Origin of the sequence: Paenibacillus rigui (assembly GCF_002234615.1) — a bacterium.
GTDB lineage: Bacteria > Bacillota > Bacilli > Paenibacillales > NBRC-103111 > Paenibacillus_S > Paenibacillus_S rigui.
On record NZ_NMQW01000076.1, the window covers coordinates 17,358 to 36,968 of the forward strand.

16 protein-coding genes and 1 riboswitch are annotated in these 19,611 nt (G+C 50.2%); of the genes, 5 read left to right on the forward strand and 11 right to left on the reverse strand.

Annotation, left to right across the window (positions count from 1 at the left end; all coding sequences use genetic code 11):
* Window positions 1–22 precede the first annotated feature (22 nt).
* Both CF651_RS31100 and CF651_RS31105 read right to left on the reverse strand, forming a co-directional pair.
* Complete coding sequence (locus CF651_RS31100) at window positions 23–1,135, reverse strand: citrate synthase/methylcitrate synthase (RefSeq protein ID WP_094018749.1); 1,113 nt, start codon at window positions 1,133–1,135, stop codon at window positions 23–25.
* A gap of 31 nt (window positions 1,136–1,166) precedes the next feature.
* Window positions 1,167–2,357, reverse strand: a complete 1,191-nt coding sequence (locus CF651_RS31105; protein ID WP_094018750.1) for an acyl-CoA dehydrogenase family protein — start codon at window positions 2,355–2,357, stop codon at window positions 1,167–1,169.
* Window positions 2,358–2,515: 158 nt separating this feature from the next.
* A riboswitch (cyclic di-GMP riboswitch) is annotated at window positions 2,516–2,623 on the reverse strand.
* 259 nt (window positions 2,624–2,882) lie between these two features.
* On the opposite strand from CF651_RS31105, the gene CF651_RS31110 reads away from it, so the two are divergent.
* Both CF651_RS31110 and CF651_RS31115 read left to right on the forward strand, forming a co-directional pair.
* Window positions 2,883–3,308, forward strand: a complete 426-nt coding sequence (locus CF651_RS31110) for an SRPBCC family protein (RefSeq protein WP_094018751.1) — start codon at window positions 2,883–2,885, stop codon at window positions 3,306–3,308.
* The gene (locus CF651_RS31115) at window positions 3,308–3,718 is read left to right on the forward strand and encodes an ArsR/SmtB family transcription factor (RefSeq protein WP_094018752.1); all 411 of its coding nucleotides are present in this window, start codon (window positions 3,308–3,310) and stop codon (window positions 3,716–3,718) included. Before CF651_RS31110 ends, CF651_RS31115 begins: the two co-directional genes overlap by 1 nt.
* 186 nt (window positions 3,719–3,904) lie before the next feature.
* Here the strand turns inward: CF651_RS31115 and clpP are convergent, their stop codons facing one another.
* The 3 genes from clpP to CF651_RS31130 form a co-directional block, all read right to left on the reverse strand.
* Window positions 3,905–4,498 carry an ATP-dependent Clp endopeptidase proteolytic subunit ClpP gene (clpP, locus tag CF651_RS31120; protein WP_094018753.1) on the reverse strand — a complete coding sequence of 198 codons (594 nt, stop codon included), beginning with the start codon at window positions 4,496–4,498 and terminating at the stop codon, window positions 3,905–3,907.
* 37 nt (window positions 4,499–4,535) lie between these two features.
* The gene (locus CF651_RS31125) at window positions 4,536–5,300 is read right to left on the reverse strand and encodes an RNA polymerase sigma factor (protein ID WP_094018754.1); all 765 of its coding nucleotides are present in this window, start codon (window positions 5,298–5,300) and stop codon (window positions 4,536–4,538) included.
* A gap of 100 nt (window positions 5,301–5,400) precedes the next feature.
* Window positions 5,401–6,282 (reverse strand): LysR family transcriptional regulator, encoded by an 882-nt coding sequence (locus CF651_RS31130; RefSeq protein WP_094018755.1) that lies wholly within the window; start codon window positions 6,280–6,282, stop codon window positions 5,401–5,403.
* A 178-nt stretch (window positions 6,283–6,460) separates the two neighbouring features.
* On the opposite strand from CF651_RS31130, the gene CF651_RS31135 reads away from it, so the two are divergent.
* The 3 genes from CF651_RS31135 (at window position 6,461) to CF651_RS31145 (ending at window position 9,070) form a co-directional block, all read left to right on the forward strand.
* Window positions 6,461–7,354, forward strand: coding sequence for a DMT family transporter (locus CF651_RS31135; RefSeq protein ID WP_094018756.1), 894 nt, complete (start codon window positions 6,461–6,463; stop codon window positions 7,352–7,354).
* A 247-nt stretch (window positions 7,355–7,601) separates the two neighbouring features.
* Window positions 7,602–8,444, forward strand: coding sequence for an SDR family oxidoreductase (locus CF651_RS31140; protein ID WP_094018757.1), 843 nt, complete (start codon window positions 7,602–7,604; stop codon window positions 8,442–8,444).
* A 464-nt stretch (window positions 8,445–8,908) separates the two neighbouring features.
* Complete coding sequence (locus CF651_RS31145) at window positions 8,909–9,070, forward strand: aspartyl-phosphate phosphatase Spo0E family protein (RefSeq protein ID WP_094018758.1); 162 nt, start codon at window positions 8,909–8,911, stop codon at window positions 9,068–9,070.
* A gap of 93 nt (window positions 9,071–9,163) precedes the next feature.
* Here the strand turns inward: CF651_RS31145 and CF651_RS31150 are convergent, their stop codons facing one another.
* From CF651_RS31150 to CF651_RS31175, 6 genes are all read right to left on the reverse strand, one after another.
* Window positions 9,164–10,378: a DHHW family protein gene (locus CF651_RS31150; protein ID WP_094018759.1), complete on the reverse strand. Its 1,215-nt coding sequence runs from the start codon at window positions 10,376–10,378 to the stop codon at window positions 9,164–9,166.
* Between the two features lie 21 nt (window positions 10,379–10,399).
* On the reverse strand, window positions 10,400–11,821 hold the full coding sequence (locus tag CF651_RS31155; RefSeq protein ID WP_094018760.1) for an MBOAT family O-acyltransferase: 1,422 nt from the start codon (window positions 11,819–11,821) through the stop codon (window positions 10,400–10,402).
* Between the two features lie 34 nt (window positions 11,822–11,855).
* Window positions 11,856–12,860, reverse strand: coding sequence for a glycoside hydrolase family 5 protein (locus CF651_RS31160; protein ID WP_094018761.1), 1,005 nt, complete (start codon window positions 12,858–12,860; stop codon window positions 11,856–11,858).
* On the reverse strand, window positions 12,857–13,798 hold the full coding sequence (locus tag CF651_RS31165) for a hypothetical protein (protein ID WP_144029145.1): 942 nt from the start codon (window positions 13,796–13,798) through the stop codon (window positions 12,857–12,859). Before CF651_RS31165 ends, CF651_RS31160 begins: the two co-directional genes overlap by 4 nt.
* A gap of 180 nt (window positions 13,799–13,978) precedes the next feature.
* On the reverse strand, window positions 13,979–16,243 hold the full coding sequence (locus tag CF651_RS31170) for a glycosyltransferase (protein ID WP_218827896.1): 2,265 nt from the start codon (window positions 16,241–16,243) through the stop codon (window positions 13,979–13,981).
* A gap of 307 nt (window positions 16,244–16,550) precedes the next feature.
* Window positions 16,551–19,611, reverse strand: a 3,061-nt coding sequence (locus CF651_RS31175; RefSeq protein ID WP_179233083.1) for an invasin domain 3-containing protein, incomplete at its 5' end; no start/stop codon positions are given.

Sequence of the window (19,611 nt, forward strand, 5' to 3'; positions counted from 1 at the left end):
CATTAGCATATCTTGCATCTGGTTATGGTGTCGTTGCACCGGCTGCGGCCGCCGGAAGCTTGCCGATATAAGCTGCGTCCGGGTAGATCAGCCGGCCTTGGGCCGCCTCAATAATATGTGCGGACCAGCCCACCGTCCGCGTCACCGCAAAGGTCGGCGTGAAGAGCTCCTCCTCGAATTCAATCGCGTTCATGACGGCTGCCGCGTAAAATTCCACGTTCGTGTACAGCTTCTTCCCGGGCTTGTATTCCTCTAGCAGCCGGATCGCCACTTCTTCGACATGGACTGCCAGCTCCAGCCACGGGTCGCTTGCCGAAAGACGCAGCGCCAGCTCGCGCAGGGCAACGGCGCGCGGATCCGTCGTCTTGTACACGCGATGGCCGAAGCCCATAAGGCGCCCGTCGCTTTCGAGCTTGTTGCGGATCCATGCTTCCGTCTGATCCTTGGTGCCGATCCCTCTTAGCATGTTCATGACATGCGATGGAGCCCCGCCGTGCAGCGGCCCCTTCAGCGCTCCGATGGCTCCCGTCAGCGAGGAAACGATATCCGAGCGTGTCGATGCGATAACCCGGGCGGCAAAGGTGGAACTGTTCATCCCGTGCTCCATGAGCAGGATCAAATAAGCCTCAAGCGCTCTGACATGCACCGGAGAAGGCTCTACGCCCCTCAGCATATACAAATAATTGGCCGTATGCCCGAGATCGGAACGAGAGGCCACAGGGGTTGTCCCCTTCAGGCGATGATATCGGTACGCAATAATCGTCGGAAGCTTCATCGTGATGGCAGCCGCTTGCTCCACCGTCGGAGGATAAGCGTAAGCTTGTGATTCCAGCGCAGATACGGCGGTACGAAGCACGCTCATCATCCCTGTCTCGTGGGGAATCGCATCCAGAACCGCTTGAATCTCCTGCGGGAGCTCGCGCTGCTGCGACCATACCGCCTGACTAACCTCCAGCTCCGCCGCCGACGGCAGGTGACCATTCCATAATAAATACGCCACTTCCTCGAAGGAGTGGCCTTCGGATAAATCCTTGGCCCACTCCCCGCGGTAAACGAGTCGTCCATTCTCTCCATCAACGAAGCTGACCTCAGTTTCAGCAACGACGACTTGTTCCAAACCCGGTACAAAAGACATCGTATCTTCTCTCCATCCTGTTCGTTGTTATTTACGGAACCATAGCCTGCTGTGGCGGCAATTCCCCGCTCCGTCCCAGCATGGAATCGTAAATGTCTTTGCCGAGAAGCTCCCGGCCGATGACCGATTTGAGCACATCCGTGCTTCCGTCGGCAATCATCAAGCCTCGGACATCACGTAGCTTTTGCTCCAGTCCCGTTTCCTTAAGGTATCCCCTTGCTCCGTGAATCTGAAGCATATCGTCGATCGCTTTGTAAGCGGTCGTTGTGGCATACCATTTGGCCATCGAGCCTTCTACCGTGTTGGTCCGTCCTTTATCCAGCACATCGAGCGCCTTCAAGCTGAGCAAGCTTGCCGTTTCCAGTGTCGTTGCACTTTCCGCAATCTTGTGCATGACCGATTGCAGCCTGCCGATCGGAGCCCCGAACGCCTTGCGCTCCTTCGCATACTGCACCGCTTGCTCCATCGCGCTGCGTGCGGCACCGATGCAAATAATGCCCATCAGCACCCGCCAGTAGCCGAAATGCTGATTGAAAATTTTGAAGCCCTCGCCTTCCTTGCCCAGCCGGTTCGATACCGGCACCTTCACATCGTGAAGCCGGAAGCCGCCGTAGGACCAGCCCTTCATCCCCATCGGCTCCAGATCGTACTTCTCCACATTAGGGTCGTTCATATCGACGAGAAAAGCCGTTAAGCCCTTCATGCCTGCTCCCCTCCGGGTTTGTGCGAAGACAACGAAGATGCCCGCTTCCCGCACACGGCTTACCAGCTCCTTGCCCCCGGACAGGACATAATGCGAGCCCTCCTTACGGGCGAATGTCTCCGTCGAAGCGAGGTCGGAGCCAATGTTCGGCTCGGTCAACCCTACCCCGACCAGCAAATCTCCATTTATCAAATCAGGTAAATAACGAAGCTTTTGTTCATGAGTCCCGAATTTGGCAATCATGCCGCCATGACCGGCCCCGACAACTTCCCGGGTATTGACCCCGAATTTACCGCATTCTTCATACAAAAGTCCCATCGTAGCCGCGTTCAGTCCTTGCCCGCCATATTCCTTGGGAATATCCAGGCCAATCAGTCCCTGCGTACCGGATGCTTTGCGAATCTCCCAAGGGAGCTGTTCGCTTTCATTCTTCAAAGCGTTCTCCACATCAAAGGTGACCATAAAATCACGAACGGCTTGGATCCATTTCTTTTGTTCCTCCGTATGGTTAAAATCCATGTACGTCCCTCCGTTTACTTGGTTTTAAAGTTCTCTCTATATATAAATGCAGTGAAACCAAGGGGAAAATGACCTGTACCCATGCAAAAAAAGCCGCCCTGTCTTCCTTGGAGCAGCCGGTTTACCGGAATGAAAACGAAGAATAATTTTTCATAAAGCACGGCAACCCGGCGATCATAGCTGAATCAGAATAGACTTAAGACTCATTCAACGTTAGACCCGTAGCTTTGCGTCCTTACCTTTCGATAAGTATGCTATTGTCGATTTATGCAAGAAGATTCCAGGGCATATAAGGGAATTTTGTAATAATACACAATTTATTTTGAAAAATATTCCTAATGTATAGTCATTTTAACCTATTATCCCGGAAACTTCCACATCATTATGAAAATTTATGAAAATATTTACAAACTTTTTTCATAGAAGCGCTTGCATAGAACCATTTCGGTCATTGACGTGAAACCAAAAGGTTTCGTATAATGAGAAAAACAAGCCTAACTATTCCAAGTATACGGAGGAAATACTATGTCTTCGAATCCGACCGGGGCCATCCCGGATATATGTCAGACCATTATGCTGCAGGCCCCTATTCAAAAAGTGTGGGACGCTGTCTCCACTGCTGAAGGGATTGCCGCCTGGTTTATGCCGAATACGTTCGAGCCCCTGCTCGGACATGAATTTACCCTAACCTCGCCTTACGGCATTTCCCCCTGCAAGGTGACCGAGCTGGCGCCCCCGAACCGCTTGGCTTTCGACTGGGGCAAGGATTGGCACGTTTCCTTCGAGCTGGAGGAGGTAGACGGGATGACTCGCTTCACCCTCGTTCACTCAGGTTGGTCGCAAGACAGCGTCACCGAAGTGGGTGCGCCGCATTCCGAGATTCGCGAGAGAATGAACCACGGTTGGGAGACGGCTGTCCTCCCTCGTCTGCAAAAGCTGGTTGAAGCCTGATGTCCGACGCATCGCCTAAACACGATGTATTTCAAGCGGTTGCGGATCCTACCCGCAGGCAGCTGCTGTCCCTGCTTAGCGATCGGGAGATGCCCGTCACCGTCCTTAGCGGTCATTTTCCGATGAGCCGCACGGCAGTTTCCAAGCATTTGCGCATATTGTCGGATGCGGGACTGGTGAAGGAGCGGAAGGTTGGGCGGGAAACAAGGTACCGTCTTCAGCCCGAGCCGCTGCTGGAGCTCAAGCGTTGGCTGTCGTACTATGAGCGGTTTTGGGATAACAAGCTCATGGCGTTGAAGCATTTCGTGGAGCAGGATACATCCGTGGCTTCCACGGCTGTTCGTGGCTCACAGGCAGAGCCATTTTCTCTTGTAGCAGCGTCTCGGGAGGAAGAATCCGACCGCGGATGATACAATGAACGACACAAGAATCAACGGCTTGCCTTCTTTCAAGACGGCATTCGTTTGTCAAAGCAGACGAAGCAGGAGAAGCTCATGCTACCGATAAACTCAGAAGCTTATGCTTTCTGCCCTACGTAAAAAAGCAGCCCTCGGGCTGCTTTTTTGATCATTTGGCCGGACGCCGTTGGATCCCCATCAGGCCGGCAGCGGCGAATGGATAACTTTGTCCAGAATACCGTATTCCTTCGCTTCGTCGGCAGACATATAGTAATCACGGTCCATATCCTTCTCGATCCGTTCGATCGGCTGTCCCGTCCGTTCGGCGGCAATCGAGTTCAGCCTTTCCCGAATACGCAAAATCCGGTTGGCGCTTATCGCGATATCGCTTGCCTGCCCCTGCACGCCGCCATGCGGCTGGTGGATCATAATCTCGCTGTTCGGCAGCGCCAGTCGTTTGCCCGTAGCGCCGGCCAGCAAAAGTATGGCTGCGAACGATGCCGCCATGCCCGTGCAGATGGTCGAAACGTCCGGCTTAATGAACTGCATCGTGTCATAGATTGCAAACCCTGCGGACGTAGAACCCCCTGGGCTGTTAATGTACAGATGAATGTCCTTCTCGGGGTCCTCGGCTGTCAGGAACAACAGCTGCGCAATAATACTGTTAGCTACCGCATCGTCAATCGCCGAACCGAGGAAAATAATCCGGTCCTTCAATAACCGGGAATAAATATCGTAGGACCGCTCGCCGCGGCCCGATTGTTCCACGACGTAAGGCACATAAGTACTCATAGGAACCCTCCTTTTCAATAAGAGCTGAGATATTATATCAGGCAGCTCTGAGCATCAAGCAGCTTGGGTGCGGCAGCTGGTGTACGGCTTGCGCCTCCCGCTTCTTGCCGCTTTTCATTCCGATGACTGCAGGCAGCGCATCCCGCTGGACTTCTTCGTTCAATAACCTCACCAGGGCATAAGGATTATGCTGCTGGAACGCTTGCAGATAGGCATACACCACTTGCTCATCCACCTTGAGGGAGGACGGACGCAGCAGTTTGTCATCCGGATGCCCGGATACGCCATCTCTTAACGATTTCAGCTTCGCACGGGCCCGGTGCAATCCGGCTTTCACGGCACCCTCCGTTGACCTGATCAGCCTTGCCGTCTCCGACGCGGTAAACCCCAAGGTATCTATCAGCAGCAGCAGTACTCTTTGCCGGGCGGGAAGATAAGCGACTAAAGCCTCCATGGCTGCCCGCAGCTCCAACCCATCGACCGGCTTTTCCATCGGAAGGTCCCATTCGCTGCTTGCCTCTGCGAGGGGATGCCTTTTTTTCTGGCGGCAGCGATCGATCCATGTGTTGTGCGCAATGCGGAACAAATACGTTTTGGACAGGTCCTCCCGTGAAGGCTCCCGCAAAAACATCCGGTACGCCTTCAGCCACGTATCCTGTACCAGGTCGTCCGCCTCCCATGAGGAATGGGCAATAGAACGGCAATATGCGAGCAGGGCCGGACGAAACGGCTCCATCAAGGATGTGAATCGCTGCCGATCACCCCCGTGCTGTACGCTTCCGGCTTCCGTTGTCACTCTCATCAGCTCCCCTCTGAATTCATCTCAAAGTCATTATATATACGATAGCGGTTTACAAATCGATACGGTGCCGCCAACACAATTTTTTCCATGCTCGAACAATTTATTTCTGCTCGCGCTCCGCTACGATGCTCTGCACGGACTGAATAAATAATTTGACGGCCGGCGAGGCCTCGCTCAACGAAGGTACGGCGATGCTGACCTCCCGGCATACCTCCGGCTCCAAGCTGCGAATGGCTACGCCTGGCGGCAGGTTCGTCAAGGACAGTCCTGACATAATGGAGATGCCAAGCCCCTCCCGAACCATATTCAAGACCGTGCTTACGTTATACACGGCATACGCGATGTTTAATTGGGACCCCGCCCTTTCGAACATTTCGATAATCGGCGCTTCGTACCCCCCATGGCATACAATCAGCGGCAAGCTGTCCAGATCGCGAAGGGAAACCGACGGCTGACCGCATAAGGGATGGTCGTCACGCAGCACGGCAAGCATCTTGTCTCTGTATATCGGGATGGTTTCCATCTCTTGTGTCGGCAAAATAATAATCCCCGCATCGACCTCGCGCTGCACAAGCCATTTCTTCACTTCCTCGATTGTACCTTCCTGAAGGATCAGCTCCAGCTTCGGGTAATTGGTTCGAAAAAAGGCCAGGATCGGCGGTATGAAATGAGCCGCTGCCGTCGGAAAGGTACCGATCCGAATCGTTCCGGCCTCAAGCCCCTTTTCGGCGGCTACGATCTGTTCAATATGCTCTACCCGCTGCAGGATTTCCCTGATCTGGATCAGCAGTTGCTGGCCGATCGGGGTGAGCACGATTCCTTTGCGCCGGTCCCGGATGATTAAAGATACGCCCAGATCGGCTTCCAGACTCGACATGGCGTGGCTAACGGCAGGCTGGGTCATGTTCAGCTCCTGGGCCGCCTTCGTGAAGCTTCCCGAATCGACGACCTTGACGAATATTTGATATTGAGTAATAGTCATAACCTTTTACTAATGCCCCTTATAAAAAACATTCATTTTATTTATAAACAATCCTAGCTTATCATAATGAAACCATATGCGGAATGTTGAAGCACTGCTTTCGTAGATAGCTTTCCTGACGGAAAGCTCAGCGTATGCTTTCGTAGACAGCTTTCCTGACGGAAAGCTCTTAGGAGGGATCAACATGTCATCACGCGGCAGAACCGCCGGTATGCTCATTTTTCTAATTCTGGTCTGGGGCGTAAATTGGCCGCTTTCCAAGCTTGCCCTGAACTATGCGCCTCCACTGCTGTTTGCGGGGATTCGAACGATCATCGGCGGCATTTTGCTTATTCTCATTGCGCTTCCGCGATATAAGCAGCTCCGTTTCAAAGAGAATTGGGCGGTTTATCTAGTCTCGGCTTTGGTCAATATCGTCCTGTTCTACGGCTTGCAAACCGTAGGACTCGGTTATATTCCGTCCGGTTTATTCTCGGCCATCGTCTTTCTGCAGCCCGTGCTGCTGGGGCTTCTATCCTGGATCTGGTTCGGAGAAGCGATGTACGGGTTAAAGGTGCTCGGATTGATTCTAGGCTTTGCCGGTGTGACCACGATCAGCGCTGGGGCTTTGTCCGCCCACGTCTCGATGATCGGCATCCTCTTCGCCCTGGGCACAGCCATAAGCTGGGCGCTAGGAACGGCTTTTATCAAAAACATCGGTTCCCGGGTGGACGCTATCTGGCTTGTCGCCATTCAGCTTACAATGGGCGGCATTCTGCTCACCACCGCGGGCTCCGCCACTGAAGCCTGGGGAAGCATTCACTGGAATGGCGTCTTTCTCACCAATTTACTTTTTATTTCCATTTTCGTCATCGCGTTTGGTTGGCTTGCCTACTTCACCCTCATTGGCGAAGGGGAAGCAAGCAAAGTGGCCTCCTTCACGTTTCTGATCCCGGTTGTATCCATCACAGCCAGTTCCCTGTTCATGCGCGAGCACATTACACTTAATTTAGTTATCGGTCTGCTGATGATCCTGTTCAGTATTTTGTTCGTCAACCTGAAGCCAAAATCCATTGCAGCTAATCAAGCCTGATCTCCGCAAAACAGAATAAAGCCCTTCATATGGCTGCCCCTTCTTCTTAGATGAAGGAGAGACAGCCGTTTTTATATGCCGTTCAACCGCCGCTATGAATGTACATGAGGATCAGGCATTCCCGCCCACGCTTCCCCCTCCCAATTCCCTAGGTTTACGATTGGAACACACTTGACTTCCGCTCCCATTGACCGTATTCTTTAATCACCAAATAGTTTAACATTTAAAGTATAGGTGCGTGATAACAATGAACAAGGTCATTGCCATTACTGGAGCTTCCTCGGGTATCGGATTAGCCACGGCATTATTGCTAGCTCAGCACGATTGGATCGTTTATGCAGGAACAAGAGATGTCGCTAGGGACCAGCAACGCTATGCGGGCACACCGAATCTTCATTTTGTGGAAATGGAGGTCACCCGACCGGAGACCCTGCGACAGGCCTTTGATACCATTGAACGTACCCACGGTCATATGGATGCGCTATTCAGCAACGCCGGCTTTGGGTTTCTCCGGGCCTTGGGGCAAGCTTCCATGGATGAAATTAAGCGGGTATTCGAAACGAATGTATTCGGAGTGATGCATTCCATTCAAGAAGCGCTCCCGCTTCTTCGAAAAGCGCCGGCAGGTGGCCATGTTATAGCAACGACCAGCGTGGGAGGATTAGTCGGACAGCCTTTCAATGAGATTTATTGCTCCAGCAAATTTGCTGTAGAGGGCTTGCTGGAGAGCCTGGCGACCTACTATAAGCCCTTATTCAATATAGATGTTACGCTGCTTGAGCCCGGGGCGATTGCTACCCAATTTAACAGTACCGTATTCCGGCAGCTGGAAGAGACCGGCGGCATTCGGGAGGATGAGTACAAGCCGCTTATCGATAAATACATTGATACGTTTTCCAAGCGAAATACGGTACCCCAGACCCCCGAGTCGGTTGCGGAAGTCGTGTTGAAGCTGCTGCAAATGGAGACGAAGCCACTGCGATTGCGCACATCGGATGCCGCTGAGCGATTTGCCGAACACAAAACAAAGCTGGATCCCACAGGCTTGGACGGTACGCTCTTGGTCCGTAAGCTGCAGCTTAATATGTAGGTCTCGTTCTGGAAGCCTGCGCCTGGCAAGCTGGTCGGTGCACCTAGTTTCGTCCAGACTTATGGCACAGCATGAAGTCATAAGCAGCTGCGCAGACAACACGGCTTCGCCCTCCTTCAAGACGGCATGCGTTGATCGAGGCAGGTTAGAGTACGACCACAGCGAGGCGCAGAAGTCTTGCCTGCACAAAAGATGACCGTGAAGAGAGCCGTCTCCTCCGGTCATTTTCTTTTATTGCTCCCTTAAGCTTATCCGCTCCTGGTAATCGGAAGAAACTGAACAGCAACCCCGAATGTAATGGTATGCTTTGAGCCTGGCGGATATTGCCTAGGAATATGCCGACCCGCGGATCCATTTGGAGCCGTCCGAGCAGGACTAGCTTCCTCTTTATAGCGAAAGTTAAATGATGTATATTCACTGTAATCGATAAATCGAGTAGACTAACGTTAAAAGGAGGGATTAACATGGTCTACTTGGAAGAAAAAATCGAACAGCTGCGATCCGAATTGATTTGCTTGGTCGAGCACACAGGGACTTTTATTGATTCCAGAGTCATATCCCTCAGTCAAGAATTAGATGAAATTCTAGTGGAGTTCGAGAAGCAGCACACTCCGCTTTACTTATGATTTAGTGATGTCATATACATTCCTGCATGGAATAAAAGAGCCAGGCCGATGTTTACATGAAATCAGCTTGGCTCTTTATAAACATTTTCAGACCTATGGCTTCACGCCGAACGGAAAAAACTCCGTTACCAGATTCTGTGGAGAGAACGAAATAATAACATGGTCAAGCTCGGTCTGGTTAATGAAAGCGGCCATGTCCTCTTTATAATATCGAGGGTCCAGAAGATATATATCCGAACAGACCGTCGACAGAAACGAGATGAGCGGAACAGCCAGGGAGTCTTTAATAAACAACATCTTGGGCCCGTCTTTTTTATCTTTATTCTGGATATGGACAAACGCCTGATTTCCGTAAAGATACGTAAAATATTTATCTCCTGTCAGTCCGTAGTCGTTGCCATCCATACGCAATGGGTAGGTGGTCAGCAGGGCCTCTTCAAATCTCCCATTCAGCGTCCCTCCCAACTGATTGCTTTTAAACATGAACTCGTAGTCAGTTTTAAACTTAGGATAAATTAAAGTAAAGTCGTCTGCACCTGTGTAATACTTCCCCGTTTTTCTTCCCATTGATCCGATATATGCATTCTTATATTCAATTTTATTATAGTTATCGATATTGGTATAAAATCCTGTCGGGTCAAGCTTGTTCCCGTCTATTTGGTTCAGATGCTTTACAAGCTGACCGAATCCCCAAAAGGCGGTTTCAATTTTCCAGTGATGATCGGTTTTGAAAAACAAGTCCTGAGTCGGAATGCCACTCTCCCTCAAGCCCTCTCGCAAGTCGATGGTATCTACCCCGATTTGCTTTAATTCCGATAAGAATTGGTCAGCTGTCTCATTGCTATAGTTGTACGGAATGCCCAACGGAAATTGGGTGTACCCTCGAATGTATTTATCAGGGGTCAGCATGTAGGATAGCTTCACATGTTGATTCGTAATTTGGCTGCGCAGGTTGCTGACTCTTTCGGTAAGCTCCGACGTAGGGTTCGGCTTGTTCGTAAAGTAGGTATAGTGCAGCTGCCCCTCTGTATCCTTGACCACTTCGAAATTGGACTCCTCGTTCTTATCCATCACAGCTTGTACAAAGCCGTACGCTTCAATGAACTTGAATTTTTCATATACCGTCTCATTCATTGTATGATCCAGCTTGGAAATCGTCTCCTTCAACGAGGCAAAATGGAAGTCGCTCGACTGCCATGCTTCTTTCAAAGGTTGATAGGACAGCCTTACATTCTGAATGGAAAAAGCAAATAAAAAAACGATAAACAGCACCGCGGCGATCATCTTCTTAAAAATATGTCTTTTCATGATAAGATAGGTTTCCTCTTCCTAGAAATTAAAATAAATAAACGGATTGTACGTACCTTTAACCAAGTAGGAAATACATAGTATAAACAATAATAGAATTCCTAACGGGTATGTCCATTCCAGAGCCTTACTAAATGGCGCCCCATCTACCATATATTTATTCATTCGTTTCGCTATCGGAGTCGAGAAAACAATACCTAACACGAAAAATACCACATATTCCTTAGCGAACATAAAAGTATAGTCGCTCCAGAACCCGTTCGCGTTCAAGCCAAACATATTCGATAAATAATTACCGGCTTCCACCAGGTTATGCGACCGGAAAATGACCCAGCCTATGATCACAACGAACATTGCGTACACATGGCGCAAAGTGTGAAACTTGTTGGTCTTATCCAGATTGAACACTCTTTCCAGAGCAATACAAGCAAAATTGATCAAGCCCCACACGACGAATGTCCATTCCGCTCCATGCCAAATACCTGTAAGCATCCAAACGACGAACAAATTTCGAATCATTTTGTCCTTGTTCTTGACACGGGACCCGCCCATCGGGAAGTAAACGTAATCTCTGAACCACGAACCCAATGAAATATGCCATCTGCGCCAAAATTCGGTGATCGTCTTGGAAATATAAGGATAGTTAAAGTTTTCTTCAAATTTAAAGCCAAACATAAGCCCTAAACCAATGGCCATGCAGGAGTAGCCTGAGAAATCAAAATAAATTTGCAGTGTATAAGCCACGGCCCCAAGCCAAGCAAGACTGGCAGGAATATCACCTGTAGCACCCATCTGGAAAATGCGGTCCGCGATGATTGCCATACTGTTGGAAATCAATACTTTTTTCCCGAGCCCCGTAATAAACCGGCAGCACCCTACGGAAAACTTCTGCCAGGTTTCCTTGCGGAAGTGCATTTGCTCCGAGATCGTGTTGTAGCGAATAATCGGGCCTGCCACAAGCTGCGGAAAGAAAGAAATATACAGCGCCACGTAAAAAAAGTTTTTCTGTACCTTACCGTGCTGCCGATATACGTCCATTACATAGGATATCGCATGGAAAGTAAAAAAGGAGATACCTATCGGCAAGACGATATTTGGTATTGCAATATGAGCCTCTGTATTTTCGTTAATAATGCGGAGTGTAAAGGCCAAATATTTAAACACATACAACAAGCCCAAATTGAAAACAAGCATAATAGTAATGATGGAGTAGGCGGCCCGTTTCCTCTCTCTATACTTGTCCACCAGCAGAGCGAATATATAGTTAAACAAGATGGAACCCAGCATTAGCAATACGAACCATGGCTCGCCCCAAGCGTAAAAAAACAAACTGGCAAACAATAACACCGTGTTTTTGAGAATCAGCGAAAACCGCAGTGAATAGTACAAGATCAATACGACCGGAAGAAAATAAAACAAAAAGACTACACTCGAAAAAAGCACTTCAAAATCCTCCTACACCCAGATGAACATGCATTTACTTCGGTTGGATAAGTGCATTCAGCATATTCCTATCCCATGCCAGCGTCTTGGCATCCATAATTCCGAACGCCGAGCAAAGCTCCCAATAGCTCCAGGAGAAGCCCATCTCTTCCGCTAATTCACGTACGGCCTTCGTCCACAAAATACGAGACTCTGCAGGAGCATTCTGGTTGGCACCGAATTCCCCCAGGAATACCCTTACTCCGTGGCGATCAGCCCACTGTTTTACAGCTGTAAATCGTACCCGAAGCTTCTGCTTCTCTTCAGGAGTCCCTGTCCAGGATATATTGTTCAAATGCTCAAATCCGGCGTGATATGGATTCCCTTGGAACGTAAACGTATTGGGCTCGTAAAAATGAAACGTCACCATCAAATGGTTATCTTTCGGCAAAACCAGATGATCAAGCCCATCGATTGAATTATATTGGTCAGGACCGACAATGACGGTTCGGTTCTTGTTCGTTTTACGTATCACAATGACGGCTTCCATTAAATAGCGATTCCATAATTCACCCTTGAGCTGTCCGGAGGGTTCATTCAGAAGCTCGAAAACAAGCTGTTCCGGGTAGCTTTGATATCTGGCGGCAAGCTGCTTCCATACGGCTAAATAAACATCACTATACTGATCGGGAGAGTCCATCATCTCTACGAAATGATGCATATCCAAAATAACGACAAGTCCTAGACGAAGCGCATAATCGATATAGCCATCGATCTCTTTCATAAAGCTTTCTTCAAGAACATAGTCGGGCTGGTCCTTCGCATAATCTGAAAATCGGACAGGGAGCCTCACACAGTCAAAGCCCGCCATTTTGATTTGATCGAAGTAAACCTTTTTCATCTCCACATCCCAAGGTATATCCTTAGGTGCATCCAGTGCATTTCCAATATTCATACATCTGGAGAAAGTGCTGTTTCCGCTCATGCCGCTAGCTGTAAGCACGGCCCCAACCCCCACTATCACTGCCAAGAACAGCACTATGATCGTTTTTGTACTCATCGGCGTCTTCTCCACTTGATATATAGCAACCCGATTCCAGCCACGATCACTGCTATTGCAGTACGAGCAATCGTCAGAGCACGCGGGGTCACAAAAGGATCAGAGTCTTTCACTACTCTGGACATTTCATCATTCGTTGGGATCGTAAGACTAGTGCCATCCGCCTGCTTCGCGTGCAGAGACCAAGAAGGAAACAGCTCGACATTGAATGATTTTGTCCATTCACTACCGATATCGACATCGATTGTAATTTTATCGGCTTGAACACTTGGTGTTAATGCCAGCCTCCCGTCTTGGCTAATTGAAGCTCCATCCATAGGGGAGGCAAGCTTAAACGTCACCGGCAGCTGCGTATCCCTTATGCTCAGGCCATATTGTACGATGGATTCCCCGATGTAAGGCTTGAGTGCCTGAAGCTCTCCAGTAAGGACGGCCCCCGCTACTTGATTGGAAATGGCCGCGTCCTCCTTCGGAATCAACTGATATCCGCCCAGTAAAAATCGCTGTTCCATCCCCTCATCCATGTTGGCAGTGATACCCCAAGAGGCGATAGCGGCGATTTCAGGCTTCTCCTGCATTCCAGCAGCATTCTGAAGGCCCAGACTAGAAAACGGGACGGACACGATTCCTTGAAAATGTGCCTTCAACCAGATTGAGCCCAAGGTTAACCCTACTAACTCCCTTTTAGTGTCATCTTTGGACTGCACGATGGCGTTTCCTTTATCAACAACTGTTAGACTGATACCATCAGCCAAGGTCACAATCACATTCAACCTCAAAGGCGCGTCACTCTGATTGTCGACATGGAAAGAAAGTGCCCCATAGCTTGACCAATCTTCCAATTCCGTATCATATAGATAAACGCCGTAGGTCCCCTTGTCCAGATCCTTAGTGCTTACGTTCACTGTCGTTTCTCCGGTATCTGTGCTTGATTCCACGCTCAACTTCGCCCCATTAGACCAAGTTTGAAACGGAGGGGGCACCTTCTCCATGGCATAGATAGTGGACTTCCCGCTAAACAGCATAAATAAGATTAGAAGTGCTGCTAAGCACACTTCGCGGTACTTCAAAAACATCGCCGTAGCCTCCATCAATCACATTAGGACCGATCTGATTTATTATAGATAGGCCATTTCATCCAACTCATCCGACTGTTTTTTACGTTGGAGTAATTCTGCCTGCTGCTGCTGCCATTTAGCTTCCTGGACCCATTGCTTCAATACAGAATCGATAACCCCACTCTCCGCGAGGGCTTCATAATTTGAAATACGGTACAATCTCCCTGATCTCCCTACATGGGATTGGGCAAACTTGCAGTCCAATACAAACCCGTCATTTAACGGAATCGTTAATTGAGGAACCGCCCCTATAGTAGGACCAAGCTCAAACTGCGCATACTGATAATTGAAATCTACTAAAGTTACCATGCCGCATTCGACGGATTCCACGGAACGAAGCAAATGGACCCGCGGTAGCTTTCGATTCATTGCATACTCATCCTTATTTCTCTTCACAAGGTTGACGCGTATATCTTCGAACGTGCTGCTGTCCTTATCGAGTCTGCTAGGAAGTGTAGGTTCCCGGTCATATATAATTTGCAGCAGCTGGCGGTACTGTTCCTCCTCAATCTCTGTTGTGGCAAAAGCATACTTCCACTGGCCCTGAAGTTCAGCCACATGAACAATTTTCGCCTTAAATGTACTCCGGTAGCGCTCCGTGACAAGCTCAATCGTTAAAGACGTATCCGCCGGAATATATTGCGGAGAATCCAGTTTAATGGAAAAACCGCCCTCGGAAATATCATGGGTCAGGCAGCGGATACTATGATGCTCTGTCTTAATATTGCAGTCCACCTGCGCATAGCACCGTTCATGATTACGGTACATTTTGCGGCCAAACATAAAGAAAATAGACATGATGATATTGTAAAAGTTGATCAGGAGCCAGAAAATAACGACGATAAAGCTGATCGAACCTGTAGAAAACGTCATTTTGATACAGTTAACAATGCCTACAATCGATAAAATAGCGAGAATTGCATGAGGTAGCATTTGCATTAGCTGATATTTTGTATCGTTCTGGGCGCCATCCTTGCGCGTAACGGCAAACTTCTTCTGGGAAATACCGAAGGTTTCCAACAAAACAACAGGGAGCAAGGCCGGGAACAAAACGGTCTCGTACACGTTGGACCACTTGGTATTTCGTATATTTTTGGAAAGCATCTTCAAACAAAGATTCATCAATACGTACATGGGTAACCAGAAGACGAGAACCTCAATCAGCGTACATTTCACCACAATGACGTTAAATACAGCGAACAAAATCGGCGACATGATGTAAATCAGCCTTTTTATCCCCGAGTACCAATACGAAATGGAAGAAATATAATTCAGCCGCTGCGCCAATGACAATCCTTTCTTAAAAGCAATGTTCAGCTTCTTCCCGGTTTGGATACATCCGCGGGCCCATCTCTCACGCTGTTTGATAAGACTTCTCAGATCGGAAGGAGCCAGCCCGGAGGCATGAACCTCACTGATGGCATAACATTTGTAGCCGATACTCTGGATCAGGATGCCTGTTGCAAAATCCTCCGTAATAACCTCGGTATAAAAGCCTCCAATCTCATTCAAGGCCTGCCTGGAAATGACGGTATTGGAGCCGCCGTAAATGACAGAATTGCTTTTGTTTCTGCCTACCTGTACATCGCGGTAAAAATAATCCTGCTCGTTCGGAATTCGATTCTCAGAGTAAAGGTTGTACTGGAATTGATCAGGGTTATAAAAACTTTGAGGGGTTTGAACAAAGCCTACTTTTTCTCCGGTCAGGAAGTAAGGGACGCACGCTTTCAGAAAGCCGTGCATGGGAATCATATCTGCGTCGAATGTTACGATTAAAGGGGAGGTGGAATGCTTCATCGCATGGTTTAGATTGCCGGCTTTGGCGTGCTTGCGCTCAGTTCTCGTCACATAATGAATGTTCATTCGTTCGGCAAGTTCCTTCATTTCCTTACGATTCGAATCATCGCACAAATAAATATGGACCTTGGACTTATCCGGATAATCCATGTTCAGGCAGCCGTTAATCGTTTTGTACAGCAGCGATACGGGTTCGTTGTAGGTTGCAATAAAGACATCTACATCCGGGTAGTCCGCCTCATTCACCTCGGGACGCTTCGGATATTCGATACGGATCATATTGTAAAAATGAACACCGGCTTCGACCATGCCTACCATTTCTACAATTAATAGCGCCAATCCTGATATGATGGCTGCAGCACCGAGGCCAAATGGTATCGTGTAGAAAGTTCGCCATAGGATATATACAAACGACATCAAGACGGTAGCAGCAACCAAAAATTTGTTTCTTATGCTGAGTGAGTTCAAAGCAAAAACATCCCCTTAGATCCTAAAAATAATGATAGATTGCTTCCATAATTTTTTATACCATAAAAACCTATAATTCGACATTGTTTTTCGATAAATGGATTATTTTATACTATAATATTGAAATTCAAGGGATATTTTACCTATTATTTCGACAAATATTAGCCCCTTAGACCTATCATATCATGGATTTCTAAACAAAAACTGAACAAACTTGGCACTTTTTGTCGAAAAACGTAAACCTTCTTGTCATAAAAGCTCACTGCATGCAAAAAAGAGACGAGCATCAGCCCGTCTCTTTCCCCTGTCACTTATTAATAAATCCCGCTTGCTGCAGCATCCGGTGCAGCAGCACGGCCGTCTCGGCCCGTGTTAATGACTTCTGCGGACGCAGCTCGCCTCCATATCCTTCCACCAGGCCCTCCTGAATTGCCGTGCGAATGGCATCGCTCGCCCAAGCGGCAATCTGCTGGTGGTCGGAATAGCCGTTCAAATTCACTTGGGAACCGGCAGCATCCGCACCCGAGGAGGCCTCGGCTAACCGAAGCGCCCGTACCATCGTTACAATGGCTTCCTGCCGGGATACGATCCGATCGGGACCGAATACACCGTCCTGAAGGCCATCCATAATCCCGTAAGCCTTCACTGCCGCTACGTCGGCACTGTACCAGCTGGACTCGGTTACGTCCCGGAAGCCTGCAGAGGATTCACCCTCAGGCAAGCCTAGCGCCCTCGCAATCATCGCAGCCAGCTCGGCCCGAGTTATAGCAGCCTCAGGAGCGAACCGGTTATCCTCCACGCCATTCACAATCATTCTAGCGTTCATGTCGCCGATTTCCTTGGCAGCCCAGTGTTCCTGAGCGTCCGTTAATCGGGAGGTTTTGGCTATCGCGACATAAACACTGTTCGTAAGGCTGTGAATCAAGGCAACCCGTTGTCCATCCACTTCAGTAAAAGCCGTCGGGACGGGACGCGCACCCAGCTTATTGTCCCACACGATGACCGTCGAAGCGGCCGAGGCATCTGCCGGCAAATGAATGACCCGTTCCACATACCGGTTGAAGCCTGTAACTTCCTTGGTCTCCCCCTGCTGCTTCACCTGTACATCAAAATGTATCGGGTCTGCCACCACCCGGAAACCTCCTTTGTTCGCTGCATCCTGCAGTCCTGGAATCCATTCCCCATTCCGGTGCCCGATGGTTAATTGAAGCTCTGTATCGTTCGTCCAGTTGCTCTCCTGGTGCACAATTTCCGTCAACGGCAGACGATATTGGCCATGAACGGTATTCAAGGCGATTGTGACCTCTTTGCCGGCAAGAAGAGAAACCACATCACCTGGAAGGCGCAGAGCAATGGTATCCGCTTTTTCCTTTATTGAAACCGCAAGTTTCGGCTCCTTTGTACCGGATAAAGAATCGAGTGCCTTCGCTAAGGCATCTTGATTCAATACAACATCAACGGACTTCCCACCGTCGGTATCCGTACGAAGCGAGGCAATACCGGCCACACCTATCTCATTAATCCAGATTGTCAGGGATGGATTAGACGGGCTGGGCGGGCTTCCGGCACTTGAAGCACCAGAAGCCGAATCGGAGTCGGAATCAGAAGAACCCGACCCGGATTCAAAAACCGCCGAGGACCGAATCACGTTCAACGTATAAGGCTGAAGGGAACCGTCCTGGGCTTTAACAAGCACCTCGATCGTGTTATTTCCAATAACAAGGTTATATTCGTCTGTCACGGAACCGCTCGCTACCTGCAGCCCATTGACATAAACAGCCGAGTACACGTCCGATGACGTCAATGTCATTCGCAGTCCATACACCGCATGGCTCACGCTCACGGTATAGCTTGTTGCTGCCGGATCGAAATCGAACTTGACCGTTCCGCCCACCCCGATAAGCTGCCATGCCTTTAAGCTGGCGTTGCTGCTCAAAGGTACGATGTTCATGACCTCAATCATGCTCACGTTCGCGTTGCCTGCCGTGTCCTTTACATAGACCGAATACGTCCCGTTTGCTTGCACTATAAAATGGTCCGTAACTTCCAGCCCCTGTGTATCAAAGTATGAGATCGGCCGGCTGCCCGCAGCCCACTTGACCGAGGCTACGTGGTTGAACTGCCCGTAGGCGGATGCCGATACGGTGATGGTCACGCTGCCGAAGGTAGGAATGACAGGGTCTGCCAGCAGCCCGATCATCGGAGGCTGATCGTACGTAAATGTAATATTCACAGTTTGATTCAGCGTCTGACCGGTTGCTTCCTCCTTCACAGCATAGGTGACGCTCTCCGCCAATGTATTGCTTACCGAAAAAGAAGCCGAGCCTTCCGCATCAGTGATTCCGTAAACATCATCAATAACCGATTGGCCGCCTTGTGCCTGAAGCAGCACTCTTTTCCCTGCAATCAGATGATCATAATCATCCTTCAGCTTTACAGTGATGACGGCTTTGCTAAGCCCGTCGGCTCTAACTACAAGGTCCGCTGCCGTCACCGTGGAATGAGCGGCGCTCACTTCTCCCGGAACGAGCTGCACGCTGGCTGTCGATGTCAGCACGCTGCCTCCCACACTGGCACTGATTACAGCGCCACCAACGACCGTCGAGGCCGTGTACGTCGCCATGTAGGTGCCGTCCCCGTTGTCCGTCACCGGGCCAACAGTGCCTTTTGTCGTCGTGATCCCTACCGACGAACCGCCGGACGTCAGCGCGCTGCCCTGCGCATCCTTCAGCTTGACGGTCACCGCCGTCGTACTGACGCCGTCTGCGGTCAGCGTCGCGCTGGCCGTCTCGACCGTGCTCGTCGCCGCCGACGCTGCGCCGGGCACGAACTGCACGCTGGCTGTCGTGGCCAGCGCGCCGCCTCCCACACTGGCGCTGACCACTGCGGTCCCGACAGTCGTCGGGGCCGTGAGCGTCGCCGTGTACGTGCCGTCCCCGTTGTCCGTCACCAGGCCAACGGTGCCCTTCGTCGTCGTGATCCCTACCGACGACCCGCCGGACGTCAGCGCGTTGCCCTGCGCATCCTTCAGCTTGACGGTCACCGCCGTCGTGCTCGTGCCGTCTGCGGTCAGCGTCGCGCTGGCCGCTTCGATCGTGCTCGTCGCCGCCGTCGCTGCGCCGGGCACGAACTGTACGCTGGCTGTCGTGGCCAGCGCACTGCCTCCCACACTGGCGCTGACCACAGCGGTCCCGACAGCCGTCGGGGCCGTAAGCGTCGCCGTGTAGGTGCCATTCCCGTTGTCCGTCACCAGGCCAACGGTCCCTTTCGTCGTCGTGATCCCTACCGACGACCCGCCGGACGTCAGCGCGTTGCCCTGCGCGTCCTTCAGCTTGACGGTCACCGCCGTCGTGCTGACGCCGTCTGCG

Coding starts and splice junctions, on each gene's coding strand:
- CF651_RS31105 (WP_094018750.1), bottom strand. CDS start 2,357: ATGGATTTTAACCATACGGAGGAACAAAAGAAATGGATCCAAGCCGTT.
- CF651_RS31100 (WP_094018749.1), bottom strand. CDS start 1,135: ATGTCTTTTGTACCGGGTTTGGAACAAGTCGTCGTTGCTGAAACTGAG.
- CF651_RS31150 (WP_094018759.1), bottom strand. CDS start 10,378: ATGAAAAGACATATTTTTAAGAAGATGATCGCCGCGGTGCTGTTTATC.
- CF651_RS31145 (WP_094018758.1), top strand. CDS start 8,909: ATGGTCTACTTGGAAGAAAAAATCGAACAGCTGCGATCCGAATTGATT.
- CF651_RS31125 (WP_094018754.1), bottom strand. CDS start 5,300: ATGAGAGTGACAACGGAAGCCGGAAGCGTACAGCACGGGGGTGATCGG.
- CF651_RS31140 (WP_094018757.1), top strand. CDS start 7,602: ATGAACAAGGTCATTGCCATTACTGGAGCTTCCTCGGGTATCGGATTA.
- CF651_RS31130 (WP_094018755.1), bottom strand. CDS start 6,282: ATGACTATTACTCAATATCAAATATTCGTCAAGGTCGTCGATTCGGGA.
- clpP (WP_094018753.1), bottom strand. CDS start 4,498: ATGAGTACTTATGTGCCTTACGTCGTGGAACAATCGGGCCGCGGCGAG.
- CF651_RS31110 (WP_094018751.1), top strand. CDS start 2,883: ATGTCTTCGAATCCGACCGGGGCCATCCCGGATATATGTCAGACCATT.
- CF651_RS31160 (WP_094018761.1), bottom strand. CDS start 12,860: ATGAGTACAAAAACGATCATAGTGCTGTTCTTGGCAGTGATAGTGGGG.
- CF651_RS31115 (WP_094018752.1), top strand. CDS start 3,308: ATGTCCGACGCATCGCCTAAACACGATGTATTTCAAGCGGTTGCGGAT.